Source organism: Corynebacterium sp. NML 150383, assembly GCF_002285085.1.
GTDB classification, from domain to species: domain Bacteria; phylum Actinomycetota; class Actinomycetes; order Mycobacteriales; family Mycobacteriaceae; genus Corynebacterium; species Corynebacterium gottingense.
The window spans coordinates 14,902-30,837 of sequence record NZ_NSGK01000016.1; the positions used below are offsets into that span (position 1 = coordinate 14,902).

At 65.7% G+C, this 15,936-nt stretch carries 15 protein-coding genes and 7 tRNA genes; 8 read left to right on the forward strand and 14 right to left on the reverse strand.

Annotation, left to right across the window (positions count from 1 at the left end; all coding sequences use genetic code 11):
• Window positions 1-37 precede the first annotated feature (37 nt).
• Window positions 38-1,612 (reverse strand): RNA polymerase sigma factor, encoded by a 1,575-nt coding sequence (locus tag CKJ85_RS11420; RefSeq protein WP_095554391.1) that lies wholly within the window; start codon window positions 1,610-1,612, stop codon window positions 38-40.
• A 214-nt stretch (window positions 1,613-1,826) separates the two neighbouring features.
• The gene (ppgK, locus tag CKJ85_RS11425; protein WP_095554392.1) at window positions 1,827-2,594 is read right to left on the reverse strand and encodes a polyphosphate--glucose phosphotransferase; all 768 of its coding nucleotides are present in this window, start codon (window positions 2,592-2,594) and stop codon (window positions 1,827-1,829) included.
• An 80-nt stretch (window positions 2,595-2,674) separates the two neighbouring features.
• On the opposite strand from ppgK, the gene CKJ85_RS11430 reads away from it, so the two are divergent.
• The gene (locus CKJ85_RS11430) at window positions 2,675-3,556 is read left to right on the forward strand and encodes an inositol monophosphatase family protein (protein ID WP_233127058.1); all 882 of its coding nucleotides are present in this window, start codon (window positions 2,675-2,677) and stop codon (window positions 3,554-3,556) included.
• Window positions 3,557-3,707: 151 nt separating this feature from the next.
• Window positions 3,708-4,004, forward strand: coding sequence for a DUF4193 domain-containing protein (locus tag CKJ85_RS11435; protein ID WP_095278964.1), 297 nt, complete (start codon window positions 3,708-3,710; stop codon window positions 4,002-4,004).
• A 3-nt stretch (window positions 4,005-4,007) separates the two neighbouring features.
• Here the strand turns inward: CKJ85_RS11435 and CKJ85_RS11440 are convergent, their stop codons facing one another.
• Window positions 4,008-4,547 (reverse strand): DUF3093 domain-containing protein, encoded by a 540-nt coding sequence (locus CKJ85_RS11440; protein WP_095278963.1) that lies wholly within the window; start codon window positions 4,545-4,547, stop codon window positions 4,008-4,010.
• An 84-nt stretch (window positions 4,548-4,631) separates the two neighbouring features.
• Here CKJ85_RS11440 and dut point away from each other — a divergent pair, with 84 nt between their 5' ends.
• The 4 genes from dut to dxs all read left to right on the forward strand — a co-directional run bounded on the left by dut (window position 4,632) and on the right by dxs (window position 9,442).
• Entirely contained in the window at window positions 4,632-5,114 is a 483-nt protein-coding gene (gene dut, locus CKJ85_RS11445) for a dUTP diphosphatase (RefSeq protein ID WP_095554394.1), read from the forward strand.
• 137 nt (window positions 5,115-5,251) lie between these two features.
• Complete coding sequence (locus CKJ85_RS11450) at window positions 5,252-6,172, forward strand: DUF3710 domain-containing protein (protein ID WP_095554395.1); 921 nt, start codon at window positions 5,252-5,254, stop codon at window positions 6,170-6,172.
• A 9-nt stretch (window positions 6,173-6,181) separates the two neighbouring features.
• Window positions 6,182-7,438: a class I SAM-dependent RNA methyltransferase gene (locus CKJ85_RS11455; RefSeq protein WP_095554396.1), complete on the forward strand. Its 1,257-nt coding sequence runs from the start codon at window positions 6,182-6,184 to the stop codon at window positions 7,436-7,438.
• An 81-nt stretch (window positions 7,439-7,519) separates the two neighbouring features.
• Window positions 7,520-9,442, forward strand: a complete 1,923-nt coding sequence (gene dxs, locus CKJ85_RS11460) for a 1-deoxy-D-xylulose-5-phosphate synthase (RefSeq protein WP_095554397.1) — start codon at window positions 7,520-7,522, stop codon at window positions 9,440-9,442.
• Between the two features lie 6 nt (window positions 9,443-9,448).
• Here the strand turns inward: dxs and CKJ85_RS11465 are convergent, their stop codons facing one another.
• Window positions 9,449-10,651 (reverse strand): HRDC domain-containing protein, encoded by a 1,203-nt coding sequence (locus CKJ85_RS11465; RefSeq protein WP_233127059.1) that lies wholly within the window; start codon window positions 10,649-10,651, stop codon window positions 9,449-9,451.
• Window positions 10,652-10,659: 8 nt separating this feature from the next.
• Window positions 10,660-11,295: a DUF3000 domain-containing protein gene (locus tag CKJ85_RS11470; RefSeq protein ID WP_095278958.1), complete on the reverse strand. Its 636-nt coding sequence runs from the start codon at window positions 11,293-11,295 to the stop codon at window positions 10,660-10,662.
• A gap of 141 nt (window positions 11,296-11,436) precedes the next feature.
• Between CKJ85_RS11470 and hemQ the strand changes: the two genes are divergently transcribed.
• Window positions 11,437-12,138: a hydrogen peroxide-dependent heme synthase gene (gene hemQ / locus CKJ85_RS11475; protein WP_095278957.1), complete on the forward strand. Its 702-nt coding sequence runs from the start codon at window positions 11,437-11,439 to the stop codon at window positions 12,136-12,138.
• A 63-nt stretch (window positions 12,139-12,201) separates the two neighbouring features.
• Here the strand turns inward: hemQ and msrB are convergent, their stop codons facing one another.
• The 9 genes from msrB to CKJ85_RS11520 form a co-directional block, all read right to left on the reverse strand.
• Window positions 12,202-12,618, reverse strand: a complete 417-nt coding sequence (gene msrB, locus CKJ85_RS11480; protein WP_095534717.1) for a peptide-methionine (R)-S-oxide reductase MsrB — start codon at window positions 12,616-12,618, stop codon at window positions 12,202-12,204.
• Window positions 12,611-13,945 (reverse strand): glycosyltransferase family 87 protein, encoded by a 1,335-nt coding sequence (locus tag CKJ85_RS11485; protein WP_233127060.1) that lies wholly within the window; start codon window positions 13,943-13,945, stop codon window positions 12,611-12,613. The genes msrB and CKJ85_RS11485 overlap by 8 nt, the downstream gene beginning before the upstream one ends.
• Window positions 13,946-13,995: 50 nt before the next feature.
• Window positions 13,996-14,727 carry a pyrimidine reductase family protein gene (locus CKJ85_RS11490; protein WP_095554398.1) on the reverse strand — a complete coding sequence of 244 codons (732 nt, stop codon included), beginning with the start codon at window positions 14,725-14,727 and terminating at the stop codon, window positions 13,996-13,998.
• Window positions 14,728-14,795: 68 nt separating this feature from the next.
• A tRNA-Gly gene (locus CKJ85_RS11495) sits at window positions 14,796-14,871 on the reverse strand.
• A gap of 44 nt (window positions 14,872-14,915) precedes the next feature.
• Window positions 14,916-14,987: transfer RNA gene (locus CKJ85_RS11500), tRNA-Val, on the reverse strand.
• A gap of 15 nt (window positions 14,988-15,002) precedes the next feature.
• Window positions 15,003-15,076 (reverse strand) — tRNA-Cys (locus CKJ85_RS11505).
• 32 nt (window positions 15,077-15,108) lie between these two features.
• A tRNA-Gly gene (locus CKJ85_RS11510) sits at window positions 15,109-15,184 on the reverse strand.
• Window positions 15,185-15,228: 44 nt separating this feature from the next.
• A tRNA-Val gene (locus tag CKJ85_RS11515) sits at window positions 15,229-15,300 on the reverse strand.
• 16 nt (window positions 15,301-15,316) lie between these two features.
• Window positions 15,317-15,392: transfer RNA gene (locus CKJ85_RS11520), tRNA-Gly, on the reverse strand.
• A 284-nt stretch (window positions 15,393-15,676) separates the two neighbouring features.
• Between CKJ85_RS11520 and CKJ85_RS11525 the strand changes: the two genes are divergently transcribed.
• Window positions 15,677-15,748 (forward strand) — tRNA-Val (locus CKJ85_RS11525).
• The last annotated feature ends 188 nt before the right edge of the window (window positions 15,749-15,936 follow it).

Here is a 15,936-nt window from a genome sequence, read left to right on the forward strand (position 1 = left end):
AATCCTCCTGGCGGGGCACCGCTATATCCGCGAAAGGCTAGTCCAGGTAGTCGCGCAGCACCTGGGAACGCGACGGGTGGCGCAGCTTGGACATTGTCTTCGATTCGATCTGGCGGATGCGCTCGCGGGTCACGCCGTAGACCTGGCCGATTTCGTCTAAAGTCCGCGGCATGCCGTCGGTAAGCCCGAAGCGCAGGCGTACCACGCCAGCTTCGCGCTCGGAGAGCGTGTGCAGCACGTCCTGGAGCTGGTCCTGCAAGAGGGTGAAGGACACGGCGTCGACGGCGACGACCGCCTCGGAATCCTCGATGAAGTCACCGAGCTGGCTATCGCCCTCGTCGCCAATCGTCTGGTCCAGGGAGATCGGCTCGCGCGCGTACTGCTGGATCTCCATCACCTTTTCCTCGGTGATGTCCATCTCCTTCGCCAGCTCGAGCGGGGTGGGCTCGCGGCCCAGGTCCTGCAGCAGCTCGCGCTGGATACGTCCGAGCTTGTTGATGACCTCCACCATGTGCACCGGGATACGAATGGTGCGGGCCTGGTCCGCCATCGCGCGGGTGATCGCCTGGCGGATCCACCACGTAGCGTACGTGGAGAACTTGTAGCCCTTGGAGTAGTCGAACTTCTCCACTGCACGGATCAAGCCGAGGTTGCCTTCCTGGATGAGGTCCAGGAACGCCATGCCGCGGCCGGTGTAGCGCTTGGCCAGCGAGACCACGAGGCGAAGGTTTGCCTCCAACAGGTGGTTCTTCGCCTTGCGGCCGTCGCGGGCCACCGCGCGAAGGTCGCGCTTGACCGCAGGCGTGAGCTTGGCATCCTTGTCGCCCTCAGCGGCGGCGCGCGCCATCTCGTCCAGGCGGTACTGGGCGTACAGGCCGGCCTCGATGCGCTTGGCCAAGGAGACCTCTTGCTCCGCGTCCAGCAGCGCGACCTTGCCGATCTGCTTGAGGTACGCGCGGACGGAGTCGGCGGACGCGGTCAGCTGCGCGTCCTTGCGCGCCTGACGCAGCGCCGCAGACTCCTCGATGTCCCAGACGGACGAAGAGTCTTCTTCCTCGTCGTCCGAGTCGTCGTCTTCGTCATCTTCGATGTCGTCGCCGTCCAGGTCGTCCTCGTCGATGTCCTCGGCGAGCTCGTCATCAAAGTCGGCGTCCTCGTCCGCGAGGTCGGGATCGTAATCTTCGTCGTCGCGGTCATCGACGGTATCGGCATCGTCGACAAGCGCATCGGTGCGCAGCTCGTCCTCGTCCACGCCCTCGGCGCCTGCGTGCGCAGCGGTCGCCTTCTTGGCCGCTGACTTCTTGGTGGTCTTCTTCGCAGTCTTGCGGGCCGTCTTCTTGGTGGCCTTCTTCCGAGCGGATTTCTTCGCTGTCTTCTTCGTGGCCTTCTTCCGAGCGGTCTTCTTTGCAGCCTTTTTGGCCGTCTTCTTCGCCGCCGGAGTTGCCGCGGCGTCGTTTGCACCGTTGCCTGCGCCACCGTCGGAGGATGCCTGTGCTGCATTCTCCACGGTGTTATTGCCTGATGCTTCGCTGGCTACCACGTACGCCCTTTCGCCGATTCGGTTTCTTCCACTGCGCGCAACCCTGCTTCCTGCGAGAATATTCGTATGCATATCCTGCCGGATTGCGCAATGGTTCCAATTCTAGAACGCCAATCCTAACAGGCCGCGCGCTGAATCTATTCCAGCACTCGCCATCGTGCCGCATCTTTCGCGCGCCGTGCGTGTCACGGAGCCGGAAAGGTGCGTCCCACGAGGGCAGGAGTGGTTGCTGTCCGGTGCCCACCGTACATGAGTCATGGATCTGTGGTTGGGCCGGACCAATCAATTACGGCGCAACGTGCTCGTTCGCCGCCATCGCCGCGCCGACAATGCCTGCTCGGTTGCGCAGACGCGCGGCGACCACCGGCACGTCCACCGTCAGGTTCGGGACCCACTTGTCCGCCTTACGGGAGATGCCGCCGCCGACCACAAACGCGGACGGGCTGAACAAGCGCTGGTACTCGTGCAGGACGGCGTCGACCCGCTTGGACCACTTCTTGTAGCTCAGTTCCTCGCGGTCCTTGGCGGCGGAGGAGGCGACATGCTCTGCTTCCTCTCCAGAGATGACCAGGTGGCCGAGCTCCGTGTTGGGGAAAAGGGTGCCGTCCATGAAGAAGGCGGACCCGATCCCGGTGCCGAAAGTCAGGAAGATGACGGCGCCCTCGCGGGCCTCGGGCTCCCCGAATGCGACTTCGGCGAGACCGGCGGCGTCGGCGTCGTTAAGCACCGCGATGTCCTCCGTGCCCAGGGCTGCGGAGAAGAGCTCGTGGACGTTAGTGCCAATCCAAGCTTCGTCGATATTGGCGGCGCTGGACGCGACCTGGTTACGGATAACGGACGGCAGGGTGATGCCGATCGGCCCATGCCAGTCGTGCGCGCGCACGATTTCCGCGACGGTGTCGGCCACGGCCTGGGGCGTTGCGGGCTTGGGCGTGGCAATCTTGACACGCTCGCCGACAAATTCGCCGGTATCCATGTCAACGATGGCACCTTTGATGCCCGAGCCGCCGACGTCCACGCCGAATCCGAGATGAGTTGCAGTCGTATCGCTCATACGGCACAGCTTACAAACGCGCGGCATAAATGGGGCGGTGCGAGTCGCGCTTCCGGGAAAGTCGGTGCACGATGGGGACTATGAGCACACCGACTTCCCCCAATGGCACCGCCAACACCCCCACCGCATCTGAGTTGCGCGACCTGTGCGTTGAACTCGTGCAGGACGCGGCCGGGTTCGTGGCCAAGCAGCGCGACTTTCTGACCAGGCACGGTTCCGTGGAGATGGTCGCGCAGACTAAGACGTCCGAGGTTGACCCGGTCACAGCCGTGGACAAGGGGTGCGAGGAGCGCATTGTGGGCAAGCTCTCGGAGTTGCGTCACGGCGACGGTGTCATCGGCGAGGAGGGCGCGTCGAAGCCGAGCGAGACGGGCGTTGAATGGGTCATCGACCCCATCGACGGCACCGTGAATTTTATTTACGGGCTGCCCGCCTACGCGGTCTCCGTCGGCGTCGCCGTGCACGGCGAGCTCGTCGCTGGCGCGGTCGCTGATGTCGCCCGCGGCATCACCTATTTCGCCGCCCGCGGGCACGGGGCCTTCGTGCTTAGCGACGCCACCGCCCACCCCCTTCACACATCCCGGGCCTCCCGTCCCGCCACCGCTCTGGTGGAGACCGGCTTCTCCTACGACTCCGGGTGGCGCGGCCAGCAAGCGCAGATACTGACCACGCTCCTGCCGCAGGTGCGCGACATCCGCCGCATGGGCTCGGCGGCGTTGGACCTCTGCCGCGTTGCTGAGGGGAGCGCGGACGCCTACTACGAGCACGGCACGCACCCCTGGGATTACGCTGCCGGCGCGGTGATTGCCGCCGAGGCGGGAGCGGTGGTGCACCACCCGGGCTTGCGCGATCGCGGCGGTGACGGCGCATTGATGTACGCCTGCGCTCCGGGGCTCGCGGAATCGTTCCCGCGGCTGTTGGAGGAGGCGGGGGCGATGCGCGATTTGGGATCCGACTCCTAGCAGCATCGCCCCTGGTCGGGGGCGAAAGTGACAGATCGAGCCATTTGCTTTAGTATTCCGCTCAAACGCGTCCCGGCAGGACCTGGCAGGACGCTCAAAACAAAGCACCGCACCTTTTTACTTTTTACGTTGAGCTGGAGGGAAGAACGCCATGGCTACGGATTATGATGCGCCGCGTCGCCGACTCGAGGACGACGAGATTGAGACCGACTCGCTCGAAGGCCTGAAGGCCGCAGAAGTAGCCGGCAGCAGCATGGACGACGACGGCGAGATCGTCGAGCCAGTGGAAATCCCCGCGCAGGACCTGTCCGGTGAGGAGCTCAACGTAGAGGTCAAGCCCCGCCAGGACGACGAGTTCACCTGCGCCTCCTGCTTCCTGGTGCAAAAGAAGAAGCGCCTGGCGTACACGGCCGATGACGGCTCGAAGTACTGCCTGGACTGCGAGTAAGCCTTACGCAGCCCCGTCGGCAGGGGCCTTCTCGGGGACGAACGCGGCGAGCAACGCCTCGGGGTGCTTCGACGAAATGAGCCAGTAGGGGGTTGGGTCCTCTGGGTCGTTCAACACGATGAGCGCGTGCTCGGGGACCCACGCGTGGGAGACGAGGTACGCCGCCGGGTCGAGCTGGCGGCCGAGCGCGTTCTGCCGCGCGGAGCGGGGGACAACCATCGCGCGATCAACTGCGTCCGCGGGCAGGTTCGCCTCGCCGACGCGGAGCCAGCGCGAGCCGTCCGGGTCGCGCTCGACGGACACGGTGGTGTTGGACAGCCACGTGAGGAACCACGCGACGAGCGCGCCGATGACTACCAGCGGCACAATGAACCACCAGACGTTGCGGTTCAGCGCAAACTGGGCGGCAAGGAGTAACGTCAGGCCGATTCCGGCCGCCCACCAGTACCACGGCACCCACTGTCGTTCGCGGTAGAGCACCTCGGGCGCTGCGGCGCCGGTGGCGTGGGCAGTTGCATCGTTGGAGCGCGAGGTTTCAGACACGAACGCAACTTTAGTTCAGGGGATGGGTGAGCTGTCCAATTCGCCGCATCGACTTGTGGAAGACGTACCGTAAGGTGGGGCACCATGAGCGAGAACAACGAATACACACAACTGGTTGGCGCGGTCCAGCTGCCCCCGATCCCGCTGAAACGGCTGGATAAGGAGCTGCCGCTTCCCAAACGCGCGCATACTGGGGATGCCGGCGCGGACCTGTACTCCGCCGAGACAATCACCCTGGAACCGGGACAGCGCGCACTCGTGGGCACGGGCGTGGCCCTCGCCCTGCCGCTCGGCACGGTAGGGCTGATCCACCCGCGCTCCGGGCTCGCTGCGAAGCACGGCTTAAGCATTGTGAATACGCCGGGGACTGTCGACGCCCAATACCGCGGTGAGCTCAAAGTGTGTCTGGTGAACACGGACCGCTCGGAAGCATTTACCGTCGAGCGCGGGATGCGCATTGCCCAACTCGTCGTCCAGCGCGTGGAGTTGGTTGACTTCGTCGAGGTCGATGCGCTCGACGAAACGGTACGCGGCGAGGGCGGTTACGGTTCGACCGGGACGAAATAGCACCACCCGTTGAAGGCCCCACCACCGCGCGCGCTTGAGGCGCGGCGCGCTATGGTCAAAGGGCACGACGTTACGACGCGAAACCAACGCGAAAATTTCGCAGCAACGCCCAACCGGGCGCGAGGAGGACAGAAACTATGGCACTGTGGCCGTTTGGCAAGAAGAAGAACCGCAACAAGGCCGACAACGACGCGGCTGCCCAGCAGGTCCCCGAGCACACCGAGTCTGCCGAGCCCACCGATACTCCGGACGCCGCAGCAGCACAGGCAGAAGCAGCTGCGCCCGAGGCATCGGAGTCTGCGGTGGCGGCGGCACCCGCGGTGCAGGACGGCGGCCAGGCGGCTGGCACCGCACCGCTGACGGACTACGACCCGATCAACGGCAGCACCGGCCCCTTCGACGGCGACTCCGTCAACATCGAGGACTTTGATTTCTCTGACTTCTCCAGCGCCACGCTGAACCTGCACTCCATGCGCATCCCGTTCCCGAAGGAGGCGCAGGTGCAGGTGGAGATGGGTGAGCAGGGGCCGAAGATGGTCCACATTGTCACCCGCTACGGTCGCGTCACCCCGGTTGCCTTCGCGGCTCCGCGCAGCGGTGGTCTCTGGGATGACTCCGCCGAGGAGATTGCAGAGGGCATGCGCAACGAAGGCATGCCGGTCACCTTCGAGCAGGGGCCGTGGGGCAAAGAGATCGTTGGTCAGGGCACGAATGGCGTGATCCGCATCATCGGTGTGGAGGGTCCGCGTTGGCTCTACCGCGTCACCCTCGCCGCGCCGCAGGGCCGTGAGGACGACCTGGCAAGGCTGGGGCGCGAGATCGTAGCGCGATCCTTTGTGTATCGCGGCAACGACCCGGTCCTGGCCGGGAGCTCCCTCGATGTGATCCTGCCGAAGAAGATCGCAGAGCAGGTGCAGCAGGCGGTGCAGCAGCGTGCTCAGCAGGGCCAGAGCGCCGCTGCGGGCCAGAGTGCTCCGCAGAGTGGCAACCCGAACCTGCTCAGCGACGCGCTCAAGCAGATCATCGACCAGAACAACCAGTTCAACAAGGATAAGTAGTTTCCACGCATGGCAGACTCGGGAACCGGGGCACTTGAGGTAGGCGAGACCCTCGAGGTCTCCGTCCGCGCAATGGCGCACGGAGGGGAGGGAATCGCCGACGCGCCCGACGGACGTGTGGTGTTCGTCCGCGGCGCAATCCCCGGCGACCGCGTCGAAGCCCGGCCCACCAAGGTGAAAAAGCGGTGGGCGCGCGCAGACCTCGTCGAGGTCCTCGAGCCATCCCCGCAGCGCACCCGCCAGGTGTGCCAGGCTGCGGCGCACGGGGCCGGATGTTGCGACTTCGGTTTCGTGACAGCTCCCGCGCAGCGCGAGCTGAAGCGTGAGGTGCTCGTCGGCCAGCTGCGTACCCTGGCGAAGCGATCCGGGGTGCTCGACGGGTTCCAAACCGACAGTGATCTTCAGGAAACCGCGCTCGCGCCCGACCACGGATGGCGCACCCGCGCCCGGCTGGGCGTGGATAGCGAGGGCCGCGCCGGCCTGCGCAAGCTGCGTTCCACCGAGCTGGTAACCGAGTTCCCCTGTGCCCAGATGGTGCCCGGCCTGCTCGACGGCCTCGTCGGCCCCGGCGGTCGCCGCTTCACTCCGGGAGCCGAGGTCATCGCGGTGATCGATTCCACTGGAGCCCGGCACGTCGTGGAGACGGCAAAGGTGCAGCGCGGGCGCCGCGCGGAGACAATCGACACTGTCATCGAAGGCACCGGGATGGTCACCGAGCGTGTCGACGACCGCGAGTTCACCTTCCCAGCCACCGCCTTTTGGCAGGCGCACACCGCGGCACCGCAGGCGTACGCCGACATCGTTGCGCAGTGGGGCGAGGCTGCCAACGCTCCCGGTGCTGTTGGCTGGGATCTCTATGGCGGCGTCGGCATGTTCGCGCCCGCGATCAGTCGCGCGCTGGGTGGGGGCCGCGTCGAGACCGTGGACTACTCGCCGGCGGCGACCGGGACGCCGCAGCCGGGGCTTGCGGATCTGGATGTGCGGGTGCGGAATGCTCGGGTGGAGGTGAGCGTCGATAAGCTGCCCAGCCCAGCGCTCGTAGTGCTCGACCCGCCGCGATCCGGCGCGGGAGCCGAGGTCGTCGGCGCGGTGGCTCAGGCCGCGCCACCACGTGTCATCCACATCGGCTGCGATCCCGCAACACTCGCGCGCGATTTGGGCACCTGGGGCGAGCACGGGTACCGCGTCGAGCGCATGATGCTTATCGACGCCTTCCCGCTCACCCACCACTTCGAAACCGTCGTCCTCCTGACGCCCCGGGCGTGAGCGCTGCAAGGATAGGGCAGCGTGGAGGCACGGTGTAACATGGCGGGGAATACCGGCGAGACGAAGGAGAGCTTGACAACAGTGGGAATGCTCGAGGGAATCACATCGCCAACCGACGTGAAAAAGCTGTCGGTGGAGGAACTTGACGCGCTCGCGGAGGAGATCCGTGAGCTGCTGATTGCTAAGGTCTCCGCCACCGGCGGGCACCTCGGGCCGAACCTCGGTGTTGTCGAGCTCACGCTGGCGCTGCACTCTGTGTTCAACTCGCCGCAGGACCCGATCATTTTTGATACCTCGCACCAGTCCTACGTGCACAAGATTCTTACCGGCCGCGCCGACAAGTTTGACACGCTGCGTAAGCGAGGCGGGCTCTCCGGATACACCGACCGTGCTGAGTCGGAGCACGACTGGACGGAATCCTCGCACGCCAGCGCGTCGCTGTCCTACGCGGACGGGCTGTCCAAGGCCAAGGAGCTCAGCGGCAACGGCGACGACAAGGTGGTCGCCGTCGTGGGTGACGGCGCGCTCACCGGCGGCATGTGCTGGGAGGCGCTGAACAACATCGCGGCGGGCAACCGCAACGTGGTCATCGTGGTCAATGACAACGGGCGGTCCTACTCGCCAACCATCGGCGGCTTTGCAAACAACCTGTCCAAACTGCGCGACCAGCTCGTAGCGTTGCGGATGCAGCCGGGCTACGACGAAGTCATGGAGTCCGGCAAGAAGACCTTGAAGTCTATGGGCTGGGTCGGGGAGCGGACGTTCGAAGCGCTCCACGCGCTCAAGGCAGGCGTGAAGTACCAGGTGCTGCCCACGGAGATGTTCCCGGACCTGGGCATGAAGTACGTCGGCCCGGTGGAAGGCCATGACCTCAAGGCGCTGCTCAGCGCGTTCCACTACGCGCAGCGCTACGACGGCCCGCTGATCGTTCACGTGGTGACGGAGAAGGGCCACGGCTTTGCCCCGGCCGTGAACAATGAGGCGGACCAGATGCACTCCACTGGAGTGATTGATCCGGTGACAGGCGAGTCGCTGGCCAAGTCCGCTCCCGGCTGGACCTCCGTGTTTACCAAGGAACTGCTGCGAGCCGGCCACGAGCGCGACGACGTTGTTGCCATCACGGCGGCGATGGCGGGGCCGACCGGCCTGCAGCCGTTCGCCGAGGAGTTCCCGGATCGCTTCTTCGACGTGGGCATCGCGGAACAGCACGCGATCACCTCCGCCGCCGGTCTCGCGCTCGGTGGGATGCACCCGGTGGTGGCCGTCTATTCCACCTTCCTCAACCGCGCCTTTGACCAGCTGCTGATGGACGCCGGCCTGCTGCACCTCCCCATCACGGTGGTCCTCGACCGCGCCGGCGTGACCGGCTCGGACGGTGCGAGCCACAACGGTGTGTGGGACTTCTCGGTGGCGTCGATAGTCCCGGGCATCCGCATCGCCGCGCCGCGCGACCCGGCACGGCTGCGCGAAGAATTCCACGAAGCGCTCGGCGTTGACGACGGCCCTACCGTCGTCCGCTTCCCGAAGGGCAAGGTCGGCGCTGACATCGAGGCGAAGGAGCGCCGCGGTACGGTCGATGTGCTGCGCACCACGCTTGACCGCGACGATGACACCGTCCTCAACGTCCTCCTCGTCGCTGTCGGCACGTTCGCGGGCCCGGCGCTCGAGGTCGCTGACGCCCTCGCCGGCGACGGCATCAGCGTTACGGTTGTGGACCCGCGCTGGGTCGTTCCGGTCGCGCCGGAGCTCATCGATATGTCTGCCTCGGCGGACCTGGTGGTGGTGTACGAGGACGGGGTGATGCGTGGCGGCGTGGGTTCTGCCGTCGCGGAGGCGCTCCACGCCGCGGAGATTGATACGCCGCTGCGCCAGCTGGCATTCCCGTCCGTGTACCCCAAGCACGCGTCGCGTGATGAGGTACTGGCGGAGTACGGCCTGGATGCGGAGTCTGCGACCGAGCAAGTGCGCACATGGGCGCTTGACCTCGCAGACCGGGAGAACTAGCCGCTCCTACTCGTCGGCGGCGGAAAGCCCCGCGGCCGCGATGATCGGCGCGACGAGCTCGCACTGCCAGGGCCGCGCGCCGAGCTCACTGAGCTCCTGCTGAGCCCGCCGCACATCCCAGGGGTGCAGCGAGTGCGACGCCTTCCACACCGCTGCGCGCAGCAGCTTCGTGGTGGCGATGGTGCTCGCCTCCATGTTCAGCGCGTCGGCGAGGTCCGCTACCTCGTCCCGGGCCTCGTCGAGCGCCTCGCTGAGCGCAGGGTACTCGCGGCGCATGGTCGATTTGGAGGGGACGTCCGTCGGCGCTGATTTCGGGCGGGACGGCCACGTTGAGCGATCCTGCTCGCGCGCCTCCGTCATCACGTCCAGGCAGGCAGCGGCGAGATCCTTGCGTCGGCGCGGGAACCCCGGGACGGCCATGACGTCGCGGATGGTGGTCGGCTGGGCGAGTGCGATGTCGACAAGCACGCGGTTCTGCAGAATGTTGGACGGAGAGCGGTCGGAGCGCTTCGCCTGTGCCTCACGCGCAGCCCACAGCGCCCTGGCAAGCTGCATGCTGAGCGCGCTGCTGATCCGCGAGGCTCCTTTCAGGTCGCGCCAGGAGCCCGTGCCAGTGCGGGGCGAGGAGGAGGTGTCCAGGATGTACGCAAACTCTTGCTCCGCAAACTCGAGCTTGCCGGTTTGCGCGAGCTCCTCGGCGAGCCCGTCGGCCAAATCGGTGAGGTAGGCCACGTCGAGCGCCGCGTAGTCCTGCCACTCTGGGGGCAGCGGTACCTTGGACCAGTCTTCGCGCCCGTGGCCCTTCTCCAGCACCACGCCGCAGATGCGCTCGACCATGTTGGCCAGGTTGGGGCGCTGGTATCCGGCGATGCGTGCGGCAACCTCGGTGTCAAACAGGCTGCCGGCGCACAGGCCCAGCTCGGACAGGCAGGGCAGGTCGCTCGCGGCGGCGTGGAGGATCCAGGTCTCGCCGTTCAGCACAGGCGAGAGGGCGCGGGTGGCGTCGTCGCGGTGCCCCTCGGGTGCAATGAGAAACGTGCCTGCGTCCTCGCGCTGCACCTGGATAAGGAATGCTCGGTCGCCGTAGCGAAACGTCGAGGCTCGCTCGGTGTCGACGGCGAACGGCCCGCGGCCTGCCGCCAGCGCCTCGGCCGCCTCCTGGAAGCCAGCGGGCGTATCGACAAGCCTGTAATCCACCTTTTCACACACGGGGCGAACTACTTGCGTGCACCCAGCGCGGTGACGCCCTCCGGCGGCAGCCCCGCGACGTGCGCGAGCACCTTGGCAAACGCCTCGACGTGGCCCGAGAGGTCGATGCCCTCGGCGGTCCAGGAGGCGCGCATCTCCAGCTGGTAGGCGCGCGGCGGGCCGCCGATCTCGCCGAAGCGGACGGAGGCCGTGGAGGTGACGGTGCCTCCGAGGTTGGTGTAGCCTGCGCCGGCTTCGGCGAGGGACTCGTTGAGCCACTGCCACGCGACGTCCGGAAGCAGCGGGTCGGACGCGACCGCGTCGTCCATGTCGGCCTGGATGTAGGCCACGAGGCGCATGGACCCCTCCCACGCCTCCTCGGCGTCCGGGGAGTGCAGCAGGATGAGGCGGCCGAACGCGTCGCCCTCGCTGTCTGTGGGGACGGTGCCGGCCTCGTCGCCGGAGCGGTCGACCTCAAGCCCGACGGCGTGGCTGTATGGCGCGGGCCGCTGGGGTGGTCGGATGGTGCCGAGGGTGACTTCCGGCCGCAGCTTCGCAGCGTGCATAGACTCCACCGCAGCAGAGAAATCTGCGGGCAGGGAGGCGGTGTCGCTGTGCGGGGCGGGTGTGCCGTCGCCCGTGTTGGAGGGGTTGTCCGAATTCATCACAGGGTTCAACGTAGCTACCGTAGCGGCCCACGGGTGGGAGGCGCGCCGAACGTCGTGGCGCGCGCCGCCGGCGCGTAGACTGTCCCTACGACTTTCGGTTGATCTGGCCCGCCCGGGCCGAAGAAAGGATACGAACCTATGGCCAAGCTTGATTTCGACGCACTGAACTCCGTTCAGCGCTACCTCCAGTTCGCGGTGTTCCGCGCCATCCCCGGTGCTCTCGGCTCCGAGCGCGAGGAGCTGACCGCGGAAGCGAAGCGCTTCTTTGCGGACCTTGAGGCGGAAGGCAAGGTCGTCGTACGCGGGATCTACGACAACACGGGCATCCGCGCCGACGCCGACTTCATGATCTGGTGGCACGCCGAGGAGTTTGAGTACCTGCAGAAGGCGCTGGCAGATTTCCGGCGCACCACCGCCCTCGGCCAGCTGCTCGAGGTCTCGTGGCTGGGCAACGGCCTGCACCGCCCGGCTGAATTCAACAAATCCCACCTGCCCAGCTTCATCATGGGCGAGGAGGCAGAGGCCTGGATCACCGTGTATCCGTTCGTGCGCTCCTACGACTGGTACATCATGGACCCGCAGGAGCGCCGCCGCATCCTGGCCAACCACGGCAAAGCCGCGCGCGACTTCGCCGATGTCCGCGCGAACACGGTTGAGGCGTTCACGCTGGGTGACTACGAGTGGATGCTCGCGTTCGAGGCGCCCAGCCTGGAGCGCATCGAGGACCTCATGCACAAGATGCGCTACACCGAGGCGCGCCTTCACGTGCGCGAGGAGATCCCGTTCCAGACGGGCCGCCGCGTCGCGGACATTGGCGAGATCATCAAGATTCTGCCCTAAGCAGAGCACGCTTGTCGACGCCCCGTTGCAGACGCCGCGGTCCACGTGGCGTCGAGAAGCGTTTTACTTGCGCTCGTCGAGCGTCATCGAGATGGAGTTGATGCAGTAGCGCAGGTCGGTGGGGGTGTCAAAGCCTTCGCCGGCGAAGACGTGGCCGAGGTGGGACTCGCAGTTGGCGCAGAGCACCTCGGTGCGGACCATGCCGTGCGAGCGGTCCTCGCGCTCGATGATCGCATCACCCGCGAGCGGGCTGAAGAACGCCGGCCAGCCGCAGTGCGCGTCGAACTTCTCGGTGGAGCGGAACAGCTCCGCGCCGCAGGCACGGCAACGGTAGATGCCCTCGGTGGTGGTGTTGGTGTATTCGCCGACGCCCGCGGGCTCGGTGCCAGCCTGGCGCAGGACGTAGAACTCCTCGGGGGAGAGTTTTGCCTTCCAATCGTCCTCAGTGAAAGCGCTGTAATCGTTGCTGTTTTCAGTCATGCTGTGCCTCCTGTGCCTCCTGTGCCTCCGGTGTCTTGCCTGGCCCGTGTAGCCCCTGTGCCGGTGCTGCTGGCAGACTACGCGTTAGCACTGAGATTACCCAAGCGGCGATTGCCACGATGAAGATTGCCCAACCCGCGGTGGGCAGGAATGTGTTGAGCCACCGGCCGGCCGGCCCGATGACGGTGCTGTTGAACTGGAGGGGGCTGACGCACAGGAGCAAGCCCGCCCACGGCGCGGCGATGTGGAACGGGCTGGCGCGGTGCAGCGCCGTAAACGCGGCGGGGAAGAGCATCATTGAGTAGTACGCCTGGCCGAGCGAGCTGAGCAGGCACACCCCGGCGAGGAGCACGGCGGTGGAACACGTGAGCCAGAGCCATTCGTCGCTAAAACGCCAGCGCGCAAGGCCCAAGACTCCGGCCGCGACGGCCGCGCCGAGCACGACGAAGAGGAGACCGTGCGCCCAGGCGGGCATGCCGAAGTAAACGGCGAAGCCCGCGAGCGAAGAGTTTGCGTAGTCGCGCGTGATGCCTAGGTACGGCACGAGCTTGGTCAGATAGTCGCTGGCGCCTGGAGTAAGCGGCCAGGCCACTACATTCAGGAGGGCTGGCACCGCGATTCCTGCGGCCAAGGCCCCGAAACGCAGCTGCATGAGCGGCAGCACGAGAAGCGGGGCGAACATCGGCTTGATCAGGATGGCCAGGCCGAGGACAACCCCGGCGACGAGGAAGCAGCGGGTGCGGTAGCTGGCCAAGAATGCGGTGAGCGCCAACAGGAGGATGCCGTTGATGTTGGAAAAGACCAGCGTGTTGGTCACCGACTCCGTCGCAAACGCCGCCGCGAGCGCGACAGGGAACACGGGTCCGGTGAGCCGGCCATCCGCAAGACGGGTGCACCAGGCGAGCGCACCGATGATCGCGAGCGCGTTGGCCAGAATGAACCAGGGGCGCACGGTGTCTGGCGAGTCCACCAATCCGAGCGGGGAGAGCAGGAGCGTCGCGCCAGGGTTGTACAGGTAATGCGGGTCCACGTAGTGGTAGACCTCGTTGTAGACCGGGACCCGCTGGATGAAGCGGTGCGTCGCCGCCCACACGGTGGTGAAGTCGTCGGTGGGTGAGCCCTCGCGGGCGAGCACGACAAGCCGGTGCACGATGAGCAGGATGGCCAGCGGCCACGCGGCGGCCGTTACAGCGCGGGCGGCGGGGGAGTGAAGGTCCTCGGTGCTGCTGTGGGACGCGGCGGCCGCGGTTGGGCGCGGCGCGGGCGAGGTCCACAGCGCGTTGATCCGCTGCTGCCAGCTGGGGGAGGGGTGAAGCGTGGTAGTCACGCGATTTACCGTACCGAACCGGGTGCGCGTTTCCGGTATCGCCGTTGCGGCTATTGGTCAGTGCGACGGTAGCGGCAAAACATGACGGAATCGTCGCTCGCGTGCACGTCTTCCAGGGCGAGACGCACCTTGTAGTTGCCGCCGGGGCTGAAGAGCGTGGTTTCGACGTTGCCGTGGACGAGCGGGTCGATGGTGAGGTGGAGGACGTCGCCGAGGCCGGCCCCGAGGAGGGTTCCGTACAGCCCCGGTCCGCCCTCGCAGGTGATGCGGTTGAATCCGTGGGTGTGGAGGGCGTCGATGATGGCGTGTGCGGAGCCGTCGCCGGTGGAGATGAGCTGCGCGTTGGCGTCGAGAAGCTTATGGCGCGCGCTGGCGAGGCCTGGATCGTCGAGGGAAGCTTGCGGCGCGAGGAAGACTGGCGGCACTTCGGTGTCGGTGAATAGCTGCGAGGACGGGGCAAAGTCGAAGGATTTTGTGAGCACCGCGATAGGTGGGACGGGGGCTTGGCCGCGGGCGACTCGCTTGTCTCGCTCGGACTCGCTGCACTTGACGCCGGAGTAGGTTTCGGCGCGGGCGGTGCCTGCGCCCACGAGGACGACGTCGGACCAGGCTCGGACCGTGGTGAGGAGGGCCGCATCGATGTCGTTACCGAGCGATTCGGAGGTGCCGTCGACGGCTGCAGCGCCGGACAGCGACATTACTGCGATCAGCCGCAGCTCGCGCTCGGCGGGTGGGAGCGTGGGGCCCAGCAGGTCGGAGGTGGTGAACGGTGTCTGCTTCATGCATGCCAGCATAAAGAAGCAGGGGCGCACGCAAAAACACCGCCGGGGAAGAACCCGACGGTGTTGCGTGGAGCGGATGACGAGACTCGAACTCGCGACCCTCACCTTGGCAAGGTGATGCGCTACCAACTGCGCTACATCCGCGGGCCAAGCGTGAGCTTGCCACAAGCCTTCTTGCGAAGACTTTGTGCGCGATACTGGGATCGAACCAGTGACCCCTACCGTGTCGAGGTAGTGCTCTACCGCTGAGCTAATCGCGCGGGCTGTTTCCAGCTTGGAGGTGGATACGGGAATCGAACCCGTGTACACGGTTTTGCAGACCGTTGCCTAACCACTCGACCAATCCACCGTGGAGCTTCCTCCAAAGTACCCGTATGTACTTGGAGCGGATGACGAGACTCGAACTCGCGACCCTCACCTTGGCAAGGTGATGCGCTACCAACTGCGCTACATCCGCATGGCAAACATGAGCTTGCCCCGAGTCTTGCTATGAAGACTCTGTGCGCGATACTGGGATCGAACCAGTGACCCCTACCGTGTCGAGGTAGTGCTCTACCGCTGAGCTAATCGCGCTCATCCCTTACGGGATTGGAGCGGATGACGAGACTCGAACTCGCGACCCTCACCTTGGCAAGGTGATGCGCTACCAACTGCGCTACATCCGCACGCACCTTATTGCCTGTCAACATCGTGACCAGCACTGCGTGGTGCGAGATAAAACATTAACCGGTTGGCAATCATAGTCCAAATCGTGAGGTCACGCCCCGATTTCCGATGACGCCGAGTCGATCTCTGAGTTACATCGTTGTCGTTTGACGTTCCCGCCCCTTCGCTTATCGACGCCACCGCTATCCCCGTACTTCCGTGAGGGCCATAGGTGTGCCGAAGAGTGTCGTGTCCTGCGGATTCGTAGAATCACGGGGTGGCGTTGTAAAGTATCAACTCGTTCGGTCCTATGGCTCAGTGGAAGAGCGTTCCGTTCACACCGGAAAGGTCGCTGGTTCGATCCCAGCTAGGACCACGAGACAAACCGCCAGGTAACTGGCGGTTTTTCCATTTTTTATACGTGGTACTGCGGTTGCGGGTTAAGCGACAAAATGTGTGCTTTTCTCGGCGTGTCGACTTAAGCGACAAAATGTGTGCTTTTTTGGGGGTGGGATGGGTGGTTTTTGGGTGTGTTGTGCTGGGGTTATGTTCGTCCTGCCCAGC